Origin of the sequence: Rhodanobacter sp. T12-5, assembly GCF_008329435.1 — a bacterium.
GTDB lineage: Bacteria > Pseudomonadota > Gammaproteobacteria > Xanthomonadales > Rhodanobacteraceae > Rhodanobacter.
Map to the genome: position 1 here is coordinate 42,947 of NZ_NPKN01000006.1, position 20,826 is coordinate 63,772.

Sequence of the window (20,826 nt, forward strand, 5' to 3'; positions counted from 1 at the left end):
TCCTCAGGCAGCGCCTGCCAGTTTAGCCGCTTCGGCCAGATCCACCTGCACCAGTCGCGACACGCCCGGCTCGCGCATGGTCACACCGCACAACTGGGTGGCGGCCTCCATGGTGGCCTTGTTGTGGCTGATGAAGATGAACTGCACCTTTTCGCTCATCTCGCGAACCAGGCTCGAAAAACGTCCCACGTTGGCCTCGTCCAGCGGTGCATCCACCTCGTCGAGCAGGCAGAACGGCGCGGGGTTGAGGCCGAAGATCGCAAACACCAGGGCCACGGCGGTCAACGCCTTTTCGCCGCCGGAGAGCAATGTAATGTTGGACGGGCGCTTGCCGGGCGGGCGCGCCATGATCGATACGCCGGTACTGAGCAGGTCGTCGCCGGTCAGTTCGAGGTAGGCATGGCCGCCGCCGAACAGGCGCGGGAACAAGGCCTGCACGCCGGCGTTGACCTTGTCGAAAGTTTCCTTGAAGCGCTGGCGTGTTTCGCGGTCGATCTTCTTGATCGCGCCTTCCAGGGTTTCCATCGCGCTGACCAGGTCGGCCAGCTGGTTGTCCAGGTAGGTCTTGCGCTCGCTCTGTTCGGCGTGCTCCTGGATCGCGGCCAGGTTCACCGGCTCGACCCGCGCGATTTTCTGGCCGATGTCGGCGAGCTGTGACCGCCACTGGCTGGCGTCGATGTCGTCGGCCAGTTCGGCCAGCAGGGTTTCCAGTTCGAGGCCGGAGGCGGCGATCGCTTCGGCCAGTTGTTCGGCGCGCAGTTGCAGAGCCTGGGCGGCGAGGCGTTTCTCGGACAGGCCCTCGCGCAATGCGGACAGGCCCTGCTCGGCCAGGTGGCGCTGCTGTTCGAGCTTGCGGAATTCGAGGTCGCAATCTTCCAGTGCGCGGCGCGCTTCCACCAATTGCTTGTCGACCAGCAGGCGCTGGTCCAGATACGCCTGGCGCTCGGCTTCGAGTTCGGCGATCGGGTCGGAGCCGGCGGCGAGCTGTTCGGCGATCTCGTTGCGGCGCGCCTCGATCTGGCGCAGCTGGGCGTCCATGCGACCGAGCGCCTGTTCCAGCGAGCTCAGCGACGAGCGCTTGGACTCCAGCGAGAGCGCCAGCGAATGCGATTGATCGGCCGCCTCGCGCGCATTCATGCGGGCTTCCTCGCGGGCCTCGAGCAGGCTGCGGCGTTCGTTTTCCAGTTCGCGGCGCTGGTCTTCCAGGTCGCCCATCAGGCCGACCGATTCGTCCAGCCGTGCGCGTGCTTCGCGAGTCTGGTTCTGCAACTCGTCGATCTGCGTGGACAGGTCGGCCAGCTCGCCGTTGACCTTTTCGGCACGGGCGCGGGCGGTTTCCAGCTTGCCGCGGTGGCTTTGCAACTGGCCGGCCAGTTCGGACTGGCGACGGTGCGCGTTGTACAGCTCGCGCTGGGCGTCGTCGCGCGCGCGTTCGGTTTCGAATTTGCTGGTGCGCAGGTTGTCGAGCCGTTCGCTGGCTTCTTCCAGTTGCGCTTCCAGCATGGCGATCTGTTCGGCCAGCGTGCGCAGCTCGCGTTCGCGCGCCAGCACGCCAACCTGGCTGCCTTGCGCCCGGCGCACGCGCGCCCAGCCCGGGCCGAGCCATTCGCCGCCGCGCGTCATCACGGATTGATACGGTGCCAGTGCGGACAGCGAGGCCACCTGCCGGTGGGCGTCGGCCAGCGATTCGGCAGTAAGTACATGGCCGAGGATGGCCATCGCCGCCGCCGGACCGCGCACGTGGGCGGCCAGCGTGCCAGCGGTGCCGACGCCGCCCTCGGCGCTGTCGAGCAAGGCGATGTCGGCGTTGTCGAGCGCATCGAACTCCGTCGCCAACGCATGCGAGCCATCCACCAGCACCGCGTCCAGAAAACCGCTCAGCGCCGTTTCCACCGCGGTTTCCCAGCCGTTCTCGACCTGCAGCGACTCACCGAGGCGGCGTGACTTGTTCAACCCGAGACGAGCCAGCCAGCCGCTGGCGGCGTTTTCTTCCTGACCGAGCGCGGCATGCTGCAGCGCTTCGAGCGAGGCGTGCCGGCCACGGGCGGTCTGCAGTTGCTGGCGGGCCTCGTTCAGCGCCGACTGCACCTGGCGCTCTTCTTCCTGCACTTTTTCGTGGCTGGACTTGTGCTGGTCGAGCAGGCTGCCGAGGGTTTCGACGCGCTCGCGTTGGGTGTCGTGCTCGCTGTGCAGTTGCTCGCCGGCGGCGTCCAGCGCGGCCACGTCGGTGGCCTTCTGTTCGGTTTCCAGCGCTTCGCGGCGGCGCGCCAGGTCGATGCCCTGGCGGTCCAGATAGTTGAGCTTGGTGCGTTCCACTTCGGCAGCGCGGTTGGATTCGCCGGCGTTTCGGGTGTGGCTGTCCCAGCGCTGCTGCCAGTCGGCGAGTTTTGCTTCGGTGCTGCGTTGCGCTTCGGCGGTGTCGTCCTGCATCTGCTGCAGGGCTTCGAGCTTCGGTTCGCCCTCGGCCAGCGCCATGCGCAGTGTTTCGATCTGCTCGCGGTCGGTGGCGATGTGGGCAGCCAGTTCGGCATGCTCGCGTTCGCTGTCGCCGTGGGCGCGCTGCAGGCGCTCGGCGGTCTGGCGGTTGTGCTGCACCTGCTGCTCGACCCGGGCAATCTCGGCGCCGACCTTGTACACCTCGGCCTGCACCGCATTCAGGTGCTCGCTGGCGTCGGTGTGGCGTTCGCGCACGCTTTCCAGCTGCGCCTCGATCTGGCGCTGGCCGGCCAGCTGCTTCTCGATCTCGATCTCGGCGGCGGACAGGCCTTCGCCCTCGCCGTCGTGCTGGCTCTTCAGACCGCGGTATTCCAGCGCGCGCAGCTCGGCTTCCTTGCGCGTCTGCTCTTCCTTCAGCGCTTTCCAGCGTTCGGCCGCGCGGGCCTGGCGGTTCAGGTGTTCGAGCTGTTTGTCGACCTCGTCGCGCACGTCGCGCACGCGGTCGAGGTTTTCGCGGGTGGCCTTGATGCGGCTTTCGGTTTCCTTGCGGCGCTCCTTGTACTTGGAGATGCCGGCGGCTTCTTCCAGATGCGTGCGCAGTTCCTCCGGGTGCGCCTCGATGATCTGGCTGATCATCCCCTGCTCGATGATCGAGTAGCTGCGCGGGCCGAGGCCGGTGCCGAGGAACAGGTCGGTGATGTCGCGCCGGCGGCAGCGCGCGCCGTTGAGGAAATAGGCGGATTGGCCGTCGCGGGTGACCTGGCGCTTCACCGAGATCTCGGCGTACTGGCCGTACTCGCCCTGGATGGAACCGTCGGCGTTGTCGAAGATCAGCTCGACCGTGGCCTGCCCTACCGGCTTGCGCGTGTTGGAGCCGGAGAAGATCACGTCGGTCAGCGAATCGCCGCGCAGGCGGCTGGCCGCGCTCTCGCCCATCACCCAGCGGATCGCGTCGATGATGTTGGATTTGCCGCAGCCGTTCGGGCCGACGACGCCGATCATGTTGCTCGGCAGGTGCAGGGTGGTCGGGTCCACGAAGGACTTGAAACCAGCGAGTTTTATGGTGCTCAGGCGCATGCGGTCATCAACGGGTCATCGGGTAACGCCCATACGGCCGGGCGACAGGTCACTGTGCCAAACGCGGGGCGGAGCTGCAATGCGCGTCGACATGAGATAGTACTTCAATAATGATAACTATCTAATTGTTATTATTTGTCTTTTGCATCAATCGACAAGGCATGGATGCCCCGATCCATCAACCCGTCGAGCGCCGCATAGATCATCCGGTGGCGCTTGATCGGCAACTGGCCGGCGAAAGCCGTACTGACGATGCGCACATGGAAGTGGCCCTTGCCCTCCCCCGCATGGCCGGCGTGCTTGTGGCCTTCGTCCACCACGTCCAGCTCGGTCGGCGCGAATGCAGCCTGCAGGCGCTCGCGGATCTGCGCAATGACGGGAGGCGTTGCAGTCACGGCAGCACTTTGCGGAACGGCTTGACCGTGGTCTCGCGGTAGACGCCGGCGGCGACATACGGGTCGGCCTTGGCCCAGCTTTCCGCCTCGGCCAGCGTGGAAAATTCAGCCACGATCAGGCTGCCGCTGAAACCGGCCGGACCTGGATCTTCCGAATCGATCGCAGGGAACGGACCGGCCAGCAGCATGCGGCCTTCGTCCTGCAGTTGTTGCAGGCGGGCCAGGTGAGCCGGACGTGCGGATTTGCGTGCTTCCAGTGATTCGGGATGGTCGGTGCCGATGATCGCGTACCACATGGTTCAAGCCTCCGGGCGCATATAGGGGAACAGCAGCACATCGCGGATCGAGGCCGATCCGGTCAGCAGCATCACCAGGCGGTCGATGCCGATGCCAAGCCCGCCGGTGGGCGGCAGGCCCACTTCCAGCGCGCGGATGTAGTCGGCGTCGAAGTGCATCGCCTCGTCGTCGCCGGCGTCCTTCGCGTCGACCTGGGCCTGGAAGCGCGCGGCCTGGTCTTCCGGGTCGTTCAACTCGGAGAAGCCGTTGGCCAGTTCCTTGCCGTTGACGAACAGCTCGAAGCGGTCGGTGATGCCTTTGTCGGTATCGCTCTCGCGCGCCAGCGGCGACACCTCGACCGGATGGTCGGTGATGAAGGTGGGCTGGACCAGGGTGTGCTCGACGGTCTTCTCGAAGATTTCCAGCAGCAGCTTGCCCCAGCCGTAGCCCGGCTTGACCTGCGCGCCGAGACGCTTCGCATGTGCCGCCATCGCCTCGCGATCGCGCAGTTCCTCGCGCCGGATCTCGGGGTTGTGTTCCAGCACCGCGTCTTCCATGCGCCAGCGGCGGAACGCCGGACCGACGTCGATCGCGGCACCGTCCCATTCCATCTGCGTGGTACCCAGCACGGCCTGCGCGGTGTCGCGGATCACGCTCTCGGTGAGGTCCATGATCTCGTGGTAGGTGGCGTAGGCCTGGTACAGCTCCAGCATGGTGAACTCGGGATTGTGCCGGGTCGACACGCCTTCGTTGCGGAAGTTGCGGTTGATCTCGTAGACGCGGTCGAAGCCGCCGACGACCAGACGCTTGAGATACAGCTCCGGCGCCACGCGCAGGTACAGGTCCAGATCCAGCGCGTTGTGATGGGTGACGAACGGCTTGGCCGTGGCGCCGCCGGGGATGATATGCATCATCGGCGTCTCCACTTCCATAAAGCGACGCGTGGGCGCTTCCAGCCATTGGCGCATGGTGCCGATGATCTTCGAGCGAAGCATGAAAGTGCGGCGCGCCTCCTCGGTGACGATCAGGTCGACGTAACGCTGGCGATAGCGCTGCTCCACGTCGGCCAGGCCATGGAACTTGTCCGGCAGCGGGCGCAGGCTCTTGGTCAGCAGGCGCAGATGGTCGACCCGGACGGAAAGCTCGCCGGTCTTGGTGCGCATCAGCACGCCTTCGGCGCCCACGATGTCGCCGACGTCCCAGCCCTTGAACGCCTCGTAGGCTTCGCCGAGCGTGCCCTGGTGGATGAACAGCTGGATACGCCCGCTGAAGTCCTGCAGCTGCACGAAGCTGACCTTGCCCTGCACGCGCTTGAGCACGATGCGCCCGGCCATCTTCACCCGGCGCGCGGCAGCCTCGACGGCCTCGGCCGTATGCGCGTCCTTGTCGGCGAACTCGGCCTGCAGGTCGCCGGCGAAGCTGTCGACCTTGAAGTCGTTCGGGAATGCGATGCCCTGCCCGCGTAGCGCCTTCAGTTTCTCGCGGCGCTCGGCGATCAGCCGATTGTCGTCAGGCTTGTTCTCGTCGATGGGAAGGGTATCGGTCGGTTCACTCATGGGGATTCCATTGCTGCCTGCGCTCGCGCCGGTCGGCGGACGCCTCTTTGTCTATCGTCTGGTTGCCAAACCAATGCGTACCGGCATGTCTCCGCGACGGCATTGCGCGTCAATCGTCCTTGCTGAACACGTGCTTGACCGCATGCTTCGTCGCGTCCCAGCCTTCGCGCGCACCATGGCCGATGGCGACACCGGCCTTCTTCGCGCCATGGCCGATGCCGGTGCCGGCTTCCTTCGCACCGTGGCCGACCTTCCTGGCGACGTGCCTGGTCGCGTGGCCGACATCGCGGGCGCCGTCGGCGACGCCGTGGCCGACGGTCTTGGCATCCTGCTTGATGCTCTGGCCGGCGCTGCCCTGCTGCGACTGCGCCCCCGCGCCGAACGCGGCCAGCGCGGCAAATGCGATCAGGATTGCGCAGATCTTCTTGCTGTTCATGCGGCCACCTCGTCAGTGAGCGGAACGGAAGGAATCGGGCGTCACGCGTCGATGCGCTTGGCACCAGCCTCGAGGCCGGATTTCAGGCTGGCCTCGATGAATTCGTCGAGATCGCCGTCGAGCACCTTCTGCGTATCGGTGCGCTCGATGCCGGTGCGCAGGTCCTTGATGCGGCTCTGGTCCAGCACGTAATTGCGGATCTGGCTGCCCCAGCCGATGTCGGACTTGGTCGCTTCCAGCGCGTCACGTTCGACATTGCGCTTCTGCACTTCAAGCTCGTACAGCTTCGCGGCCAGCATCTTCATCGCCGTGTCGCGGTTCGCGTGCTGGCTGCGGCCGGTCTGGCAGGCCACCACGGTGTTGGTCGGGATGTGCGTGATGCGCACCGCCGACTCGGTCTTGTTGACGTGCTGGCCGCCGGCACCGGACGAACGGTAGACGTCGGTACGCAGGTCGGCCGGGTTGATCTCGATGTCGATGTCGTCGTCGACTTCGGGCGACACGAACACCGAAGTGAAGCTGGTATGCCGGCGGTTGTCCGAATCGAACGGGCTCTTGCGCACCAGCCGGTGCACGCCGATCTCGGTCTTCAGCCAGCCGTAGGCGTAATCGCCTTCCACGCGGAACGTGGCGGACTTGATGCCGGCCACGTCGCCGCCGCTGACCTCCATCAACTCGGTTTTCCAGCCGCGCGATTCGCACCAGCGCAGGTACATGCGCAGCAGCATCTCGGCCCAGTCCTGCGCCTCGGTGCCGCCGGCACCGGCCTGGATGTCGACGAACGCATTGGTCGCATCCATCTTGCCGGAGAACATGCGCTGGAATTCCAGCTTGCCGACTTGCGCCTCGAGCTTGGCCAGGTCGTCGATCACCGATTGCGCGGTTTCGTCGTCGCTGTCGGCGATGGCCATGTCGAGCAGGTCACCGGCGTCGGCAAGGCCGGCGGTCAGTGAGTCGATGCCGCTGACGATGGTGTCGAGGCGGGCGCGTTCGCGACCCAGTTCCTGTGCACGGGCCGGATCATCCCACACGGTGGGGCTTTCCAGTTCGCGGGTTACTTCCTCAAGACGTTCGCTTTTTGTAGCGTAGTCAAAGATACCCCCTAAGCGACTCGACCCGGCCACGAAGGTCGGCGATCTGCGCATGGATGGGATTGGTCTCGATCATGTGTTGGCGGTCCGGGATGCAAGCCCGCAAGAATACCAGAGGACACGCCGCCTTCGTTGCACGCCACACTACACTGGCCGTGCCTATTTCCGAACGGGGCCCGCCATGCCGATCGACCGCCGAGAGTTCCTGAAACTGGGTGGGCTGACCCTGGCTGGCGCCATGCCGGGGCTGCTCCAGGCCGGCGATGTGCCGGCGATGCGGCCAGCCGAATCGCATCGCCCTGCCGACCACACGCTGCGCATCGGCCGCAGCCTGGTGGAGCTGGCGCCCGACCACATCGTTTCCACCCGCACGTACAACGGCCAGTTTCCCGGGCCGCTGCTGCGGCTGAAGCAAGGCCGGCCGGTGGTGGTGGACATCCACAACGACACCGACACGCCGGAGCAACTGCACTGGCACGGGCAATTCCTGCCCGCCGCGGTGGATGGCGCTGCCGAAGAAGGCACCCCGTACATTCCGGCCCACGGCATGCGCCGGATCGCCTTCGTGCCCGGACCGGCAGGGCTGCGTTTCTACCACACGCATCTGCGCGCCGGGGCCGATCTCGACCTCGGCCAGTACAGCGGCCTGGTCGGGCCCGTGTACATCGAGCCGCAGCACGAGTCCGGCGCCTGGGACCGCGAGGTGTTCCTGACCCTGAAGGAGTTCGATCCGTTCTTCAGCAAGGGCGGCGACATGGCGATGGACTTCCTGCGGCCGGACGAACGCGACGCGGCCCTGCTGCGGCGTGGCGAAAAGGCGATGAAGGCCTCGCTGGCCGGCGGCGCACAGCACGGCTATGAAGTCGGCTACCAGACATTCTCGATCAACGGCCGCATGCTCGGCCACGGCGAACCGATCCGCGTGCGCGCCGGCGAACGCGTGCTGTTGCACATCGTCAACGGCAGCGCCACCGAGATACGCAGCCTCGCCCTGCCCGGCCACACGTTCACGGTACTGGCGCTTGACGGCAACCCGGTACCGCATCCGGCGGCGGTGCCGGTGTTGTGGCTGGGCACCGCCGAGCGCATTTCGGCCATCGTCGAGATGACGCATCCGGGCGCGTGGATACTCGGCGACCTGGCCGATGATGATCGCACCCGCGGCATGGGCATCGTGGTTGAGTACGCCGGCCACGGCGGCAAGCCGCAATGGATCAAGCCGCCGCCGTTCCAGTGGGACTATCGTCGCTTCGCCTCGCCGGATGCGCCGCCGCCGGCCACACCGGACGAGACCATCGAGCTGACGTTCGCCAAACGCAACGCGGCCCTCCACGGCTTCAACCAGTGGACGATCAACGGCCAGCCGTTCGACATGCAGGCGATGCGGCCGACTTTCCGGCTGCAATACGGCAAGCGCTACCGGCTGCGCATGCACAACGCCAGCGACGACATCCACCCGATGCACCTGCACCGGCACAGCTTCGAGATCACCCGCATCGCCGGCCAGCCCGTCGCCGGCGTGATCAAGGACGTGGCGATGCTGGGTGGCTACCAAAGCATGGATGTCGATTTCACGGCCGACCAGCGCGGACTGTCGCTGCTCCACTGTCACATGCAACTGCACATGGACTTCGGCTTCATGGCGCTGTTCGATTGCGCATGAGCAACGCGACCATGCCGCGTGGCTCCGCCTGGGAGGTGCTGGCTGCATTTCTCCGGCTGGGCGTGTCCTCGTTCGGCGGGCCGATCGCGCACCTGGGCTATTTCCATCGCGAGTTTGTCGAACGGCGACGCTGGCTGGACGACGAGCGTTTCGGCCAGCTGCTGGCGTTGTGCCAGTTCCTGCCAGGGCCGGCGAGCAGCCAGCTGGGGTTTTCCATCGGCCTGTTGCGGGCGGGCGGATGGGGCGGCGTGGCCGCCTTCGTCGGCTTCACGCTGCCCTCGGCCTTGCTGATGTTTGCCTTCGCCGTGCTGAGTGCGCATTTGTCCGGCGCGCTGGGCCTGGCGGCGATCCACGGGTTGAAACTGGTCGCCGTGGCGGTAGTCGCCCAGGGCCTGCTCGGCATGGCGCGCCGGCTCACGCCGGACCTGCCGCGCCTGCTGCTCGCCGCGCTCGCCGCCTTGCTGATCGCGATCGGCGGCAACGCATGGATGCAATTGCTGGTGGTCGCCCTCGGTGCGGTGCTGGGTCCGTGGCTGTGCCGCACGGTCATGGCGCGTCCGGGCGATCGTCTGTCTCTGCGGCACGGACGTCGCGGCGGCACCGCGCTGCTGGCTGTGTTTGCCGTCCTGCTGCTGCTCGCCCTGGTGCCGTGGCCCGGTGCGCCACCGTGGGCCCAGGTGGCCGCGGGGTTCTACCGGGCTGGCGCGCTGGTCTTCGGCGGCGGTCACGTGGTGCTGCCCCTGCTGAAACAGACCGTGGTCGATCCGGGCTGGCTCGATGGCAACACCTTTCTTGCCGGCTACGGTGCGGCCCAGGCGGTGCCCGGCCCGATGTTCAGCCTTGCGGCATTTCTTGGCGAACGTATCGGTATCGGACACAGTGGCGCACTCGGCGCCACGGTCTGTCTGCTGGCGATCTTTCTGCCGGGGCTGCTGCTGGTTTCCGCGGCGTTGCCGTTCTGGCAGGCGCTGGCCGCGCGGAATGATGCCGCACGCGTGCTTGCCGGCGTCAACGCTGCCGTGGTCGGCCTGCTTGCCGCCGCGCTGTACGACCCGGTGTGGCTCAGTGCCGTGCATCGCCCGCGCGATGCCGTCATTGCGCTGAGCGCCTTCGTTCTGCTCGGCTGGGCACGCTGGCCGGCGCTCGCCATCGTCGTATGGTGCGTGGCGGCTTCGCTGCTCACGGTATTGTTTTGATGGATCAGGTCAGCGCGTGGTCGTGCACCCCCTTGACCGCCCGGCCCGACGGATCGGCCGCGTTCGCGAACGCCGGATCCCACGCCAGCGCCGCCGGCGAGGAACAGGCGATCGACTTGCCGCCGGGCACGGTTGCGGCGCAGGCCTCGCCGGGAAAGTGCTGCTCGAAGATGCGTCGGTAGAAATACGCCTCCTTGGTCGCTGGCGTGTTGAACGGGTAGCGCGCCGCCGCCGCGGCGAACTCCCGGTCGCTGACCGCCTGCTCCGCGTGCGCCTTCAGCCCGTCGATCCAGCCGTAGCCGACGCCATCGCTGAACTGCTCCTTTTGCCGCCACAGGATCGCATCCGGCAGCGCGCCGTCGAACGCCTCGCGCAGCACCGCCTTCTCGATGCGTCCCTGCCCCGCCATCTTGTGCTTCGCATCCAGGCCCATCGCCACGTCGATGAACTCCAGGTCGAGGAACGGCACGCGCGCCTCCACGCCCCACGCCATCATCGCCTTGTTCGCGCGCAGGCAGTCGTAGCTGTGCAGCGCGTCCAGCTTGCGCACCGTCTCCTCGTGGAACGCCTCGGCCGAAGGTGCCTTGTGAAAATACAGGTAGCCGCCGAACAACTCGTCCGAACCCTCCCCGGACAGCACCATCTTCACGCCCATCGCCTTGATCCGCCGCGCCAGCAGGTACATCGGCGTGGCGGCACGGATGGTGGTGACGTCGTAGGTCTCGATGTGGCGGATCACTTCAGGCAATGCGTCCAGGCCTTCCCAGAACGTGTAGACGAAGCCGTGGTGCACGGTGCCCAGCGCGTCGGCGGCGACCTGCGCCGCGGCCAGGTCGGGCGAGCCGTCCAGTCCGATCGCGAACGAATGCAGGCGCGGCCACCAGGCCTCGCTGCGGTCGTCGTCCTCGACCCGCTCGCGCGCGAACTGCGCGGCGCAGGCGGCGACCAGCGACGAGTCCAGACCACCGGAAAGCAGTACGCCATACGGCACATCGGTCATCAGCTGGCGATGTACCGCCTGCTCGAACGCCTTGCGCAAGGCCGGTGCGGCCACGTCATGGCCGCGCGTGGCGGCATAGTCGCGCCATGGCCTGGCGTAGTAGCTGCGCAGCTCGCGGCTGGCGCTGTCGTAGACGTGGCCGGGCGGGAACGGCGCCACGTCGGCGCACACGCCGACCAGCGCCTTCATCTCCGAGGCCACGCACAGGCGGCCTTGCGCGTCGTGGCCCCAGTACAGCGGGCAGACGCCGATCGGGTCGCGCGCGATCAGGTACCGCTGCGCCTCGCCGTCCCACAGTGCGAACGCGAAGATGCCGTTGAGCCTACCCACGAAGTCACTGCCCTGCTCGCGATACAGCGCGTTGATCACCTCGCAATCCGAGCCGGTGGTGAAATCGTAGTCGCTGGCCGCACGCAGCTCACGGTGGTTGTAGATCTCGCCGTTCACCGCCAGCGCCAGCGCGCCGTCGCGCGAACGCAGCGGCTGCGCGCCGCTGGCTGGGTCGACGATGGCCAGCCGCTCGTGCACCAGGATCACCCCGGCGTCGACGAACACCCCGCTCCAGTCCGGCCCGCGATGACGCTGGCGCTGCGACAGTTCCAGCACCTGCCGGCGCAACGCGGCGAGGTCGTCGCCCGGCTGCAGGTCGAACATTCCGAAAATCGAACACATGCTGAAAGTTCCTCGATCGCTGGTTGTGGATGCCGCTCTTTTTGAAAGTCGGCCATGGATGGCCGGTTTTGCTTTGCGCGGATGGAGCCGCGCACAAACCTAAAGACCCAAAACGAAAGAGGCCCGCACTGGGCGGGCCTTCTTCGCGTGTTTCGTGGAGACTTGAAGCTACGCGCGAGCCCGCCAGTGGTTGGCGTTATTGTTCGCACGGTTATTGTTGTTGTCGGCCAGCACGACGCGTTGCGCGGAATGCGCAGTGAGCTTCAGACAGTGGATGGCGACGGGATGCATGGCGTCGACTTCAGCAGATTGACCGCGCCCTTGCAAGTGCACGGTCCGACCGACACGTTCCGGTCAGCTGGCGGTGATCCACTGTCTGGCTTCGTCGATTTCCGCGCCATGAAACAGGCGGAACTGCGCCGGGATGGCGAAGCTGAACGCGCTAGCGGTGCCGCGCAACCAGGCCACGTCGGTGACCAGCGCAACACGGTCCCAGCCGCTGAAATGCCGCGCGCCCAGCTTGGCATCGTTCCACATGGCACCCGGGTCGAAGCCGGTGAAGTCGTCGGCGGTGACGTAAAGCAGGCGCAGCTTGCGATTGAGCGCGAACGCCGCCTCGACATCCGGCACGATGATGTTCTCGTAATCGGCCGCGGTCACCTGGCCGTGGGCGCGAAAACCCAGCGTGCCGGCGGGCAATCCTTCGATCTGTGCGATCACGTGTGTGCTCCCTGGTTGGCTGGCTGGCAGCTTGACGCAGGCAGCGTGAAAAAGGTGCAAGACGCTTCTCAAGCCGGTTCGATGTGCCGCAACAGCAACCGAGGCGTTTCGCGACCCTGCCAATCATTGATGGTCAGCTCGTAGGCCGCACGAAAGCGTGGCGGCGGTGGCTGGCCCTGGTAGGCGTTGAACATCACCGCATCGTGCAACGCGCCGTCGCGCGCATCGCGCAGTTGCAGGCGCAAATGGCGTTCACCCATCACCTTCCAGCCTGCGCACTCGAACAGGTTGTCGAACAGCGGTTCGGGAAACGCCTGTCCCCACGGGCCGGCCTGGCGCAGTTGCCTGGCCAGATCCAGCGAGGCCGCGCCGGGCGGCAGTTCGCCGTCGGTATAGAGCACCGCCTGCAGGCGTTCGGCATCGATCAATTCGCGTGCGATGGCGTCGAACGCCGCCGCGAAGCGCGGGTAATCACAAGCCTTCAGGCTCAGCCCGGCGGCCATCGCGTGGCCACCGAAGCGTTCGATCAAGCCAGGCTGGCGCGCGTCGACCGCGGCCAGGGCATCGCGGATGTGAAAGCCGGCGATCGAGCGTGCGGAACCGCGCAGGTGGTCGGTATCGTCCTCGCTGGCGGGCGCGAATGCGATCACCGGGCGATGCAGGCGGTCCTTCAATTTGGAGGCGACCAGGCCGACCACGCCGGCATGCCATGACGGCTCGTACAGTGCCACGCCGATCGCGTCGATGTCGGTCATGCCAGCCACCATCTGTTCGGCCTCGGCCACCATCGACGCTTGCAGATCACGACGCTCGCGGTTGATCGCGTCGAGCTGGCCGGCATGCCGCTGCGCCTGCGCCACGTCGTCGGTGAGCAGGCACTCCACGCCCAGGCGCATGTCCTCCAACCGCCCGGCCGCGTTCAGGCGCGGACCGACGATGAAACCCAGGTCGCTGGAGCACAGCGTCGCCATGCTGCGCTTGCCGACTTCGACCAGCGCAGTGATACCGGCACAGGCGCGACCGCTGCGCATGCGTTGCAGGCCGGCCTCGACCAGCACGCGATTGTTGAAATCCAGCGGCACCAGGTCGGCCACCGTGCCCAGCGCGACCAGGTCGAGCAAGCTCGACAGATCCGGCTTCGCGTCGGCAAAAGCCCCCTGCTCGTGCAACTTTGCGCGTAGCGCCAGCAGCAGGTAGAACATCACGCCGACACCGGCGAGCATCTTGCTCGGGAACGGGTCGCCGAGCAGGTTCGGATTGACCATCGCATCGCATGCGGGCAGCTGCGCGCCGGGCAGGTGATGGTCGGTGACGATGACCTTGATGCCGCGCGCCTTCGCCGCCGCCACCCCGGCCACGCTGGCCACGCCGTTGTCGACGGTGACGATCAATTGCGGCGTCGGTTGCAACGAGGCGACGAATGCGGGGCTCAGGCCGTAGCCATGCGCGAAGCGGTTCGGGATCGCGTAGTTGACCCGTTTCGCGCCGAGCAGGCGCAGTCCGCGCACGGCCACCGCGGTACCGGTCGCGCCGTCGCAGTCGTAGTCGCCGGCGATCAGGATCGACCAGTCGTCGCGGATCGCCCGGGCCAGCAGCTCGACCGCCTGCGGCATGCCACCCAGTGTTTGCGGCGACAGCATCCGCGCCAGCCGATGTTCGACCTGTACCGGCGTCAACGCCCCGCGGGCGGCATAGATTTGCTGCAGCACCGGATGCACCGAGGCAGGCCAGCCTTCGGGGTCGCCCTTGCGTTCGCGTCGACGCAATTGCAATGTGCTCAACGCCCCGCCCCGCGCCAGAGGCGCCAGCGATGCGAGGGCTTGCGCTGCCAGCGTTCGCCACTGGCGAAATGCAGGACGACCGGCTGCCGTTCGAGCAACGGTCTCAGGATCGACCACCATGACGATGCGATGTCCGCGGGCGGCAGATCCTGCAGATCGATCAGCCATGCCGAAGCGGCAGCAGCCACGGTTTCCGGCGTGCGCAGTTGTTGCGCGATGGTGGCGCGACCGGCCAGCGAACGCAGCAGCAGGTCGTCGCTGATCACGCCATGCAGCTGGCTGTGCGGTGAGGGCGGCAACCTGCCGCCGCCCCACAGCCACAGGCTGTTGACCGGCGGCAACCCGCGCGTGCGCCGTTCGACGTTCAGCGGATGCTGGTGCAGGAGGACCTGGATATCGTTGAGCAGCACGCGCCAGCGGCGCCCTTCCGCGCCTTGCGGCAGGTGCTGCGACAGATCCTCGCCCAGCGCCTGCTCGGGCGCGGCGAAATTCGGTAACGAGGTGTCGGCAGGCAGCCGCAGATGCCAGCGATCCGGTGCGGAAACCTCCAGGTGCATGCCGGCCTCGTCGAACGCCGGTCGCAGCATCGTGGCGAACGCCTGCGCTTCGCCCATGCTCAACCGCAGTTGACCGCACGCCAGCAGGCGCACGCCGTTCATGTCCGGCTCCACCCAGGCGGGATCGGCCGACAACCACAGCGCGTCGCCGGCATCGCCGGCGAGAAACTCGCGGGTGATCGCCGCGGCAGGCACGCTGGCATCGACATCGCTGAAGTAATCGCCGAGCCCGCCCAGGTATCCGCTGCCGCCCGCGCTCAATCGATCGGCGCGAGGCAACCACTCGCGCAGCGGATGACCCGGCTCGAAATGCGCCAGCGCGGGTAGCCACAGTTGCAATGACAGCACCGGTGTCGACATGTCTAGGCTTCCAGTTGGCCGACCAGTTCCAGCCACTCCGTTTCCAGCACTTCCTTTTCGCTGCGCAATTCGGCCTGGCACTGACCCAGCCGCATCAGCTCCTGGGTGGGGCCGTTGTAGGTGGCCGGGTCGGCCAGCCGGGTCTCCAGCGCCGTCAGTTCGGCATCGATCGCGGCCGTGCGGGTTTCGATCTTCTTCACGCGCTGACGTGCGGCTTTTTCGTTGTCGCGCTGGGTCGCTGCGTTGCGACGACGTTCCTCGGGCGATTCTTCCACGACTTCCATCACCACCGGCTTGACCGCAGCCGCCCCGGCTTTGGCCGCCTTCTTGTTGGCCGCGCCGCGGGTCTTCAACCAGCGCGCGTAGTCGTCCAGGTCGCCGTCGAAGCTTTCGACCACGCCATCGGCGACGCGCCAGAAACTGTCGCAAACCATGCCGAGCAGGTGGCGGTCGTGCGAGACCAGCACCAGCGCACCGTCGAAGTCGGCCAGTGCGTCGGCCAACGCCTCGCGCATGTCGAGGTCGAGATGATTGGTCGGCTCGTCGAGCAGCAAGAGGTTCGGCTTGTCCCACGCGATCAACGCCAGCGCCAGACGCGCGCGCTCGCCACCGGAAAAGCCATCGACCGATTCGAAGGCACGGTCGCCGGCGAAATTCCAGGTGCCCAGGAAATCGCGCATGACCTGCGTGGCCACGCCCGGCGCCTTGTCCATCAGGTGGTCGAGCGGGCTGGCGCCTTCGCGCAGGCTTTCCACCGTGTGCTGGGCGAAGTAGCCGATCTTCAGGTCCTTGTGCGCCTTGCGCTCGCCGCCGAACGGTTCCAGCTCGCCGACGAGGGTTTTCACCAGCGTGGATTTGCCGGCGCCGTTCGGACCGAGCAGGCCGATCCGTTCGCCCGCCTCGATGCTGAAGCGCACGTCGGCGAGGACGATGTTGGCCACCTCTTCGCCGTGCATGGACGGATCGGCCAGGTAGCCGGCGGTAATGTCTTCCAGTTGCAGCATCGAGTCGGGCAGCCGCCCCGGTACCGGAAACTGGAAACTGAAGGGACGCTCGGCGCGTACCGCCTCGGTGCCGGCCAGCTTTTCCAGCCGCTTCATGCGCGACTGCGCCTGCTTGGCCTTGCTGGCCTTGGCCTTGAAGCGGTCGACGAAGGATTGCAGGTGCGCCCGCTCGGCCTGCTCGCGCTCGTGCGAGATCTGCTGCTGGCGCAACTGCTCGGCGCGCAGTCGCTCGAATGCGCTGTAGTTGCCGCTGTACAGCTTGGCCTTGCCGTCGTTGAGGTGCAGCGTGTGGGTGATCACGCCGTCGAGGAATTCGCGATCATGCGAGATGATCAGCAAGGTGCCCTGGTAGCGGCGCAGCCATTCCTCCAGCCACAGCACGGCGTCGAGGTCGAGATGGTTGGTCGGTTCGTCCAGCAGCAGCAGGTCGGACGGACACATCAGCGCACGCGCCAGGTTCAGCCGTCCGCGCCAGCCGCCGGAAAACTCCTGCACCGCGCGCTCGTGGGTCTCCGGCGGGAAACCCAGGCCATGCAGCAGACGGCCGGCGCGGGCGCGGCCGTCGTAGCCGTTCAGCTCCTCGATGCGGTGGTGCGCTCTCGCCATGGCCTCCATGTCGCCGCGCTCGCCCGCGTCTGCTTCATCATTGATGGCGGCGGCCAACTCCTCGTCGCCACCCAGCACGTAGTCGATCGCCGCATCCGGCAATGCCGGGGTTTCCTGCGCCACCGAGGCCAGCCGCAGCTTGCCGGACATCTCCAGTTCGCCGGCATCGCCCTCCAGCTTGCCCTGCAATGCCGCGAACAGGCTGGACTTGCCGCAGCCATTGCGGCCGATCACGCCGAGGCGCCAACCACCCTGGATCACCAGGTCGATATCGGAAAGTAGCAGGCGGGTGCCGCGGCGCAAGGCAAAATGTCGAAAGGAAATCATGGAAAAACAAGGTCCGGAACAGGCATGCAGTCATCTGCAGCCGCCCATGATAGCGGTGATGGCGCTATTCTCCGCGAACCGGCCGCCGTGCCTGTGCGATGACTGAATGCGCAACCGATCGCAATCGGCGTCAGCGGCCATGGCGTAGCATGGGCAGGTCTGCTACAACGACGCCGCACAACAGCCTTGCAGGGAGAGGGGAGCCATGGTCAAGTTCACGAGCAGTTTGCCGATCATCGTCGTGCTGGCGATAGCCGCCGGTTTTGCCGCGCCGCAGGTCGCCCAGGCAAGGCAGCATGGGGACAGCCTGCTGATCCATCGCGTACAGCAGGAAAAGGGCATGAACCTGCCCAGCCGCGGCATGAGCATGGGCCAGGTCGAGAAGACCTGGGGCGCGCCACAGCGCAAACTGTCGCCGCGCGGCGGCGATACCAGCAAGCATCCGCAGATCAACCGCTGGGAATACGCGAATTTCATCGTGTATTTCGAGCACAGCCACGTGATTCATTCGGTGCTCAACACGCCAGCCGGCAACAACACCAATCCCGCTGCCGTCAACTGAACCGGCTGTCAACGAACGCGGCCCGTGGCGACGCGGGCCGCGTTTTCGTGTGTGCCGCAGCTGCGTCTTATAATGCGCGGTCCTGCCCCGATCGAGATCCCCAGCATGACCGACCACTCCTTGCGCCTGCCGGCGGAATGGGAACCGCAGGCCGCGGTGCTGATCGCCTGGCCGCATGCCGGCACCGACTGGGCCGATCGGCTGGCATCGGTGGAAACCACGTACGTGGCGCTGGCCGCCGCGGTGACGCGGTTCCAACGGCTGATCATCGTGGTTGCCGATGCCGAGTTGAACGCCCACGTTCAATCGTTGCTGGGTGACGCCGGCGTGGACCTGTCGAAAGTCCGTTTCGTCGAATTGCCATACGACGACACCTGGCTGCGCGACTCCGGTCCGATCACGCTTGCCGGTGGCGCGGAAGGCTTCCAGCTCACCGACTTCCGCTTCACCGGCTGGGGCGGCAAGTTTGGCGCAGCGCAGGACGATGCCCTGGTCGCCGGGTTGGTCGAGGCTGGCGTGTTCGGCCACGCGGCGCACGAGCGCATCGACTGGGCGCTGGAAGGTGGTGGCATCGAGAGCGACGGCAAGGGCAGCGTACTCACCACCTGGCGCTGCCTGGTGCAGCGTCACCCCGAGCAATCACGCGAGGAAATGAGCGCGATCCTGCGCGACGGGCTGCACGCGAAACGCGTGCTGTGGCTGGACTACGGCTACCTCGAAGGCGACGACACCGACGCGCACATCGACACCCTCGCCCGCTTCGCGCCGGACGACCACATCGTGTTCCAGGCCTGCGACGATGCCGGCGATCCGCATCACGACGAGCTGCAACGGATGGCCGCCGAACTGGCCGCGTTGCGTACCGCCGATGGACGTCCATACCAGTTGCATCCGCTGCCATGGCCCCAGCCCATTCTCGACGACGGTCGCCGGCTCGCGGCCTCTTACGCAAACTACCTGATCGTCAATGGCGCCGTGCTGGTGCCGGCCTATGGCGACCCGGCCGATGACGAGGCTGCACGCGTCGTCGGCAGCGCGCATCCGGGCCGCGAAGTGGTGCAAGTGCCCTGCCGTCCCCTGATCTGGCAGAACGGCAGCCTGCATTGCATCACCATGCAGTTGCCGGCGGGGATTGTCTGAGTCGGGGAACGGGGAACGGCGAACTGCGAATTGCGAATTGCCACGCTCTTGTTCCCTGTTCCCTGTTCCCTGTTCCCCGCCCCCCAATCCAACCCCTCACACCACCGGCTTGTTCCGGAAAAACCGTTCGCGCACCTTTTCCTCGTGGTGATAGTGCGTATACGGCTTCAGCAGGTCGTAACGCGTCACCATGCCCAGCAGCGTGCGCCGATCAGCGGCAACGACCGGCACGCGATCGAGTTTTTCGACCGCAGCGCGCACCGCCACGCTCTGGCAGCTTTCGCCCGGCAGCGCGATCACCGGTTCCTTGTCGACCAGGTCGGCCAACCGGCAAGCGCCGGTCGGGTCATCCTTCAGCCATTGCGCGACGTCCTGCCGGTTGACCACGTTGAGCAGGCCGCCGCTGTCGTCGACCACCGGGAATGCGCGGTATTTCTGATCCGCGCCGAAGTATCGATCGGCCAGCTCGCGCACCGTGAGGTTGCCGGATACGGTCAGCATGTCGGTGGTCATGACGTCCTTGACCGGGATGTGTTCCAGCCGGTCCACCGAGTATTCGCGGAAGATGTCGAAGCCGCGACGCGCGATCTTCTCGGTCAGGATAGAGCGCTTCATCAGGAACACGCTGACCCCGTATGCGGTGGTGCAGGCGACCAGCAAGGCCGGCAACGCGCTGGCGTTGTGGGTGAGTTCCAGCGCAAACAGTATCGACGTGAACGGCAGCCGCATCACTCCGGCCAGTATCGCGCCCATGCCGAGCAGCGGCCACAGCAGCGAGCCGTGGCCCGGGAACACCATCGACTCCAGCCCGCCCAGGCCGGCCCCCAGCGCCAGCAACGGCGCGAGCACGCCACCGGAAGTGCCCGAGCCGAGATAGATGATCCACATCAGCGACTTCACCAGCATGAACACCAGGATCGCCACCCCGACGATCTGCCCGGTCAGCAGCTTGCCGATCACGTCATAGCCCACGCCCAGTGCCTGCGGCTCGATGCAGCCGCCGATGCTCACTGCGACCGCACCGATCAGCGGCCACCACATCCAGTGCACCGGCAGCTTGTGGAACATGTCCTCGGCGCGATACACCAGCGCGGTCAACAAAGTCGCCAGCAGGCCGGCGAGGAAGCCACAGACGACGGCCATGCCGAACACCGGCAAGGTCAGGTCGAACTGCACATCGACCGGGAACAGCGCACCGGGCCCCAGCAGCGACGCGCGCAGTGCATCGGCCACGAAACAGGCGATCGCCACCGGTATCGTGCTGCGCGGACGCAGCTCGAACAGCAGCAGCTCCACCGCCAGCAAGGTCGCCGCGATCGGCGTGCCGAAGGTGGCTGCCATGCCGGCGCAGGCGCCGGCGACCAGCAAGGTGCGTCGTTCCATCGAGGTCAGGTAGAACATCTGGCCGAACAGCGAACCGACCGCGCCGCCGGTCACGATGATCGGCCCCTCGGCACCGAACGGCCCACCGGTGCCGATCGCGATCGCCGCCGACAGCGGCTTCAGAATCGCCACCTTCAGCATCATCTTGCTCTTGCGGAAAAGGATCGCCTCCAGCGCCTCGGGGATGCCGTGGCCACGGATGCGCTCGGTCCCGTAGCGCGCCATCAATCCCACCAGCAAACCGCCGACCAACGGTGCCAGCAGGATCGCCCACGTCGAGGTGTGCAGCGCCGGCACCACGAACGCAAACGAGATTTGCTGGCGGAACGCGAGATTGGTGACGAAACTGATCATGCCGTACAGCAGCAACGCGACCAGTGCCGCGGCGACGCCGATGAACACCGCCATCAGCGAAAGTTTCAGGATGCTGAAGCTGGGCCGGAAATCGCTCTGGCTCAGCGTGTCCTGTTTCCAGCGTTGGTAGGTGCGCCGGAGAAAGTGCCCGATCCTGCTCATGCTGAATTGATCCCCTTCTTTGGCAAACCGATATCGGCGCATTCAGGCGACGATGACATGACCATCGCCAGG

General features: G+C 66.5%; 16 protein-coding genes. 4 read left to right on the forward strand and 12 right to left on the reverse strand.

Annotated features, from left to right (window positions below):
* Positions 1-3: 3 nt before the first annotated feature.
* The 6 genes from smc to prfB form a co-directional block, all read right to left on the reverse strand.
* A complete protein-coding gene (smc, locus tag CIW53_RS12525; protein WP_149365074.1) occupies positions 4-3,513 on the reverse strand; it encodes a chromosome segregation protein SMC in 3,510 nt (1,169 codons plus the stop codon).
* A gap of 131 nt (positions 3,514-3,644) precedes the next feature.
* On the reverse strand, positions 3,645-3,908 hold the full coding sequence (locus tag CIW53_RS12530; protein WP_149365075.1) for a BolA family protein: 264 nt from the start codon (positions 3,906-3,908) through the stop codon (positions 3,645-3,647).
* Positions 3,905-4,204, reverse strand: a complete 300-nt coding sequence (locus CIW53_RS12535; RefSeq protein WP_149365076.1) for a YciI family protein — start codon at positions 4,202-4,204, stop codon at positions 3,905-3,907. The genes CIW53_RS12530 and CIW53_RS12535 overlap by 4 nt, the downstream gene beginning before the upstream one ends.
* Positions 4,205-4,207: 3 nt before the next feature.
* Positions 4,208-5,740 carry a lysine--tRNA ligase gene (gene lysS, locus CIW53_RS12540; RefSeq protein ID WP_149365077.1) on the reverse strand — a complete coding sequence of 511 codons (1,533 nt, stop codon included), beginning with the start codon at positions 5,738-5,740 and terminating at the stop codon, positions 4,208-4,210.
* Between the two features lie 109 nt (positions 5,741-5,849).
* Positions 5,850-6,176 carry a hypothetical protein gene (locus CIW53_RS12545; RefSeq protein WP_149365078.1) on the reverse strand — a complete coding sequence of 109 codons (327 nt, stop codon included), beginning with the start codon at positions 6,174-6,176 and terminating at the stop codon, positions 5,850-5,852.
* A 41-nt stretch (positions 6,177-6,217) separates the two neighbouring features.
* Positions 6,218-7,343 (reverse strand): peptide chain release factor 2 gene (gene prfB / locus CIW53_RS12550; protein ID WP_149365079.1). Its coding sequence is split into 2 segments (ribosomal slippage): positions 6,218-7,267 and positions 7,269-7,343, totalling 1,125 coding nucleotides; the frame shifts between segments, so codons are not numbered across the junction.
* A gap of 105 nt (positions 7,344-7,448) precedes the next feature.
* Between prfB and CIW53_RS12555 the strand changes: the two genes are divergently transcribed.
* Entirely contained in the window at positions 7,449-8,930 is a 1,482-nt protein-coding gene (locus CIW53_RS12555; protein WP_149365080.1) for a multicopper oxidase domain-containing protein, read from the forward strand.
* Positions 8,927-10,126, forward strand: coding sequence for a chromate efflux transporter (gene chrA / locus CIW53_RS12560; protein WP_197736657.1), 1,200 nt, complete (start codon positions 8,927-8,929; stop codon positions 10,124-10,126). The genes CIW53_RS12555 and chrA overlap by 4 nt, the downstream gene beginning before the upstream one ends.
* A gap of 4 nt (positions 10,127-10,130) precedes the next feature.
* Here the strand turns inward: chrA and asnB are convergent, their stop codons facing one another.
* The 5 genes from asnB to CIW53_RS12585 all read right to left on the reverse strand — a co-directional run bounded on the left by asnB (position 10,131) and on the right by CIW53_RS12585 (position 17,153).
* Positions 10,131-11,798, reverse strand: a complete 1,668-nt coding sequence (asnB, locus tag CIW53_RS12565; protein WP_149365081.1) for an asparagine synthase B — start codon at positions 11,796-11,798, stop codon at positions 10,131-10,133.
* A 354-nt stretch (positions 11,799-12,152) separates the two neighbouring features.
* Positions 12,153-12,518 (reverse strand): STAS/SEC14 domain-containing protein, encoded by a 366-nt coding sequence (locus CIW53_RS12570; RefSeq protein ID WP_149365082.1) that lies wholly within the window; start codon positions 12,516-12,518, stop codon positions 12,153-12,155.
* 68 nt (positions 12,519-12,586) lie between these two features.
* Positions 12,587-14,299 carry a single-stranded-DNA-specific exonuclease RecJ gene (gene recJ, locus CIW53_RS12575; RefSeq protein WP_242451895.1) on the reverse strand — a complete coding sequence of 571 codons (1,713 nt, stop codon included), beginning with the start codon at positions 14,297-14,299 and terminating at the stop codon, positions 12,587-12,589.
* A complete protein-coding gene (locus CIW53_RS17960; protein WP_242451896.1) occupies positions 14,296-15,216 on the reverse strand; it encodes a phosphoglycerate mutase in 921 nt (306 codons plus the stop codon). Before CIW53_RS17960 ends, recJ begins: the two co-directional genes overlap by 4 nt.
* 2 nt (positions 15,217-15,218) lie before the next feature.
* A complete protein-coding gene (locus CIW53_RS12585) occupies positions 15,219-17,153 on the reverse strand; it encodes an ATP-binding cassette domain-containing protein (protein ID WP_149365084.1) in 1,935 nt (644 codons plus the stop codon).
* 205 nt (positions 17,154-17,358) lie between these two features.
* Between CIW53_RS12585 and CIW53_RS12590 the strand changes: the two genes are divergently transcribed.
* Positions 17,359-17,715 (forward strand): hypothetical protein, encoded by a 357-nt coding sequence (locus tag CIW53_RS12590; RefSeq protein WP_149365085.1) that lies wholly within the window; start codon positions 17,359-17,361, stop codon positions 17,713-17,715.
* A 105-nt stretch (positions 17,716-17,820) separates the two neighbouring features.
* Positions 17,821-18,855, forward strand: coding sequence for an agmatine deiminase family protein (locus CIW53_RS12595; protein WP_149365086.1), 1,035 nt, complete (start codon positions 17,821-17,823; stop codon positions 18,853-18,855).
* Between the two features lie 96 nt (positions 18,856-18,951).
* Here the strand turns inward: CIW53_RS12595 and CIW53_RS12600 are convergent, their stop codons facing one another.
* Positions 18,952-20,754 carry a chloride channel protein gene (locus CIW53_RS12600; RefSeq protein WP_149365087.1) on the reverse strand — a complete coding sequence of 601 codons (1,803 nt, stop codon included), beginning with the start codon at positions 20,752-20,754 and terminating at the stop codon, positions 18,952-18,954.
* Positions 20,755-20,826 lie beyond the last annotated feature (72 nt).

Bases quoted from the DNA above. Each gene is read 5' to 3' on its own strand.
- smc (WP_149365074.1), bottom strand. From the start codon at position 3,513: ATGCGCCTGAGCACCATAAAACTCGCTGGTTTCAAGTCCTTCGTGGAC.
- CIW53_RS12535 (WP_149365076.1), bottom strand. From the start codon at position 4,204: ATGTGGTACGCGATCATCGGCACCGACCATCCCGAATCACTGGAAGCA.
- lysS (WP_149365077.1), bottom strand. From the start codon at position 5,740: ATGAGTGAACCGACCGATACCCTTCCCATCGACGAGAACAAGCCTGAC.
- CIW53_RS12545 (WP_149365078.1), bottom strand. From the start codon at position 6,176: ATGAACAGCAAGAAGATCTGCGCAATCCTGATCGCATTTGCCGCGCTG.
- CIW53_RS12555 (WP_149365080.1), top strand. From the start codon at position 7,449: ATGCCGATCGACCGCCGAGAGTTCCTGAAACTGGGTGGGCTGACCCTG.
- chrA (WP_197736657.1), top strand. From the start codon at position 8,927: ATGAGCAACGCGACCATGCCGCGTGGCTCCGCCTGGGAGGTGCTGGCT.
- asnB (WP_149365081.1), bottom strand. From the start codon at position 11,798: ATGTGTTCGATTTTCGGAATGTTCGACCTGCAGCCGGGCGACGACCTC.
- CIW53_RS17960 (WP_242451896.1), bottom strand. From the start codon at position 15,216: ATGTCGACACCGGTGCTGTCATTGCAACTGTGGCTACCCGCGCTGGCG.
- CIW53_RS12585 (WP_149365084.1), bottom strand. From the start codon at position 17,153: ATGATTTCCTTTCGACATTTTGCCTTGCGCCGCGGCACCCGCCTGCTA.
- CIW53_RS12590 (WP_149365085.1), top strand. From the start codon at position 17,359: ATGGTCAAGTTCACGAGCAGTTTGCCGATCATCGTCGTGCTGGCGATA.
- CIW53_RS12595 (WP_149365086.1), top strand. From the start codon at position 17,821: ATGACCGACCACTCCTTGCGCCTGCCGGCGGAATGGGAACCGCAGGCC.
- CIW53_RS12600 (WP_149365087.1), bottom strand. From the start codon at position 20,754: ATGAGCAGGATCGGGCACTTTCTCCGGCGCACCTACCAACGCTGGAAA.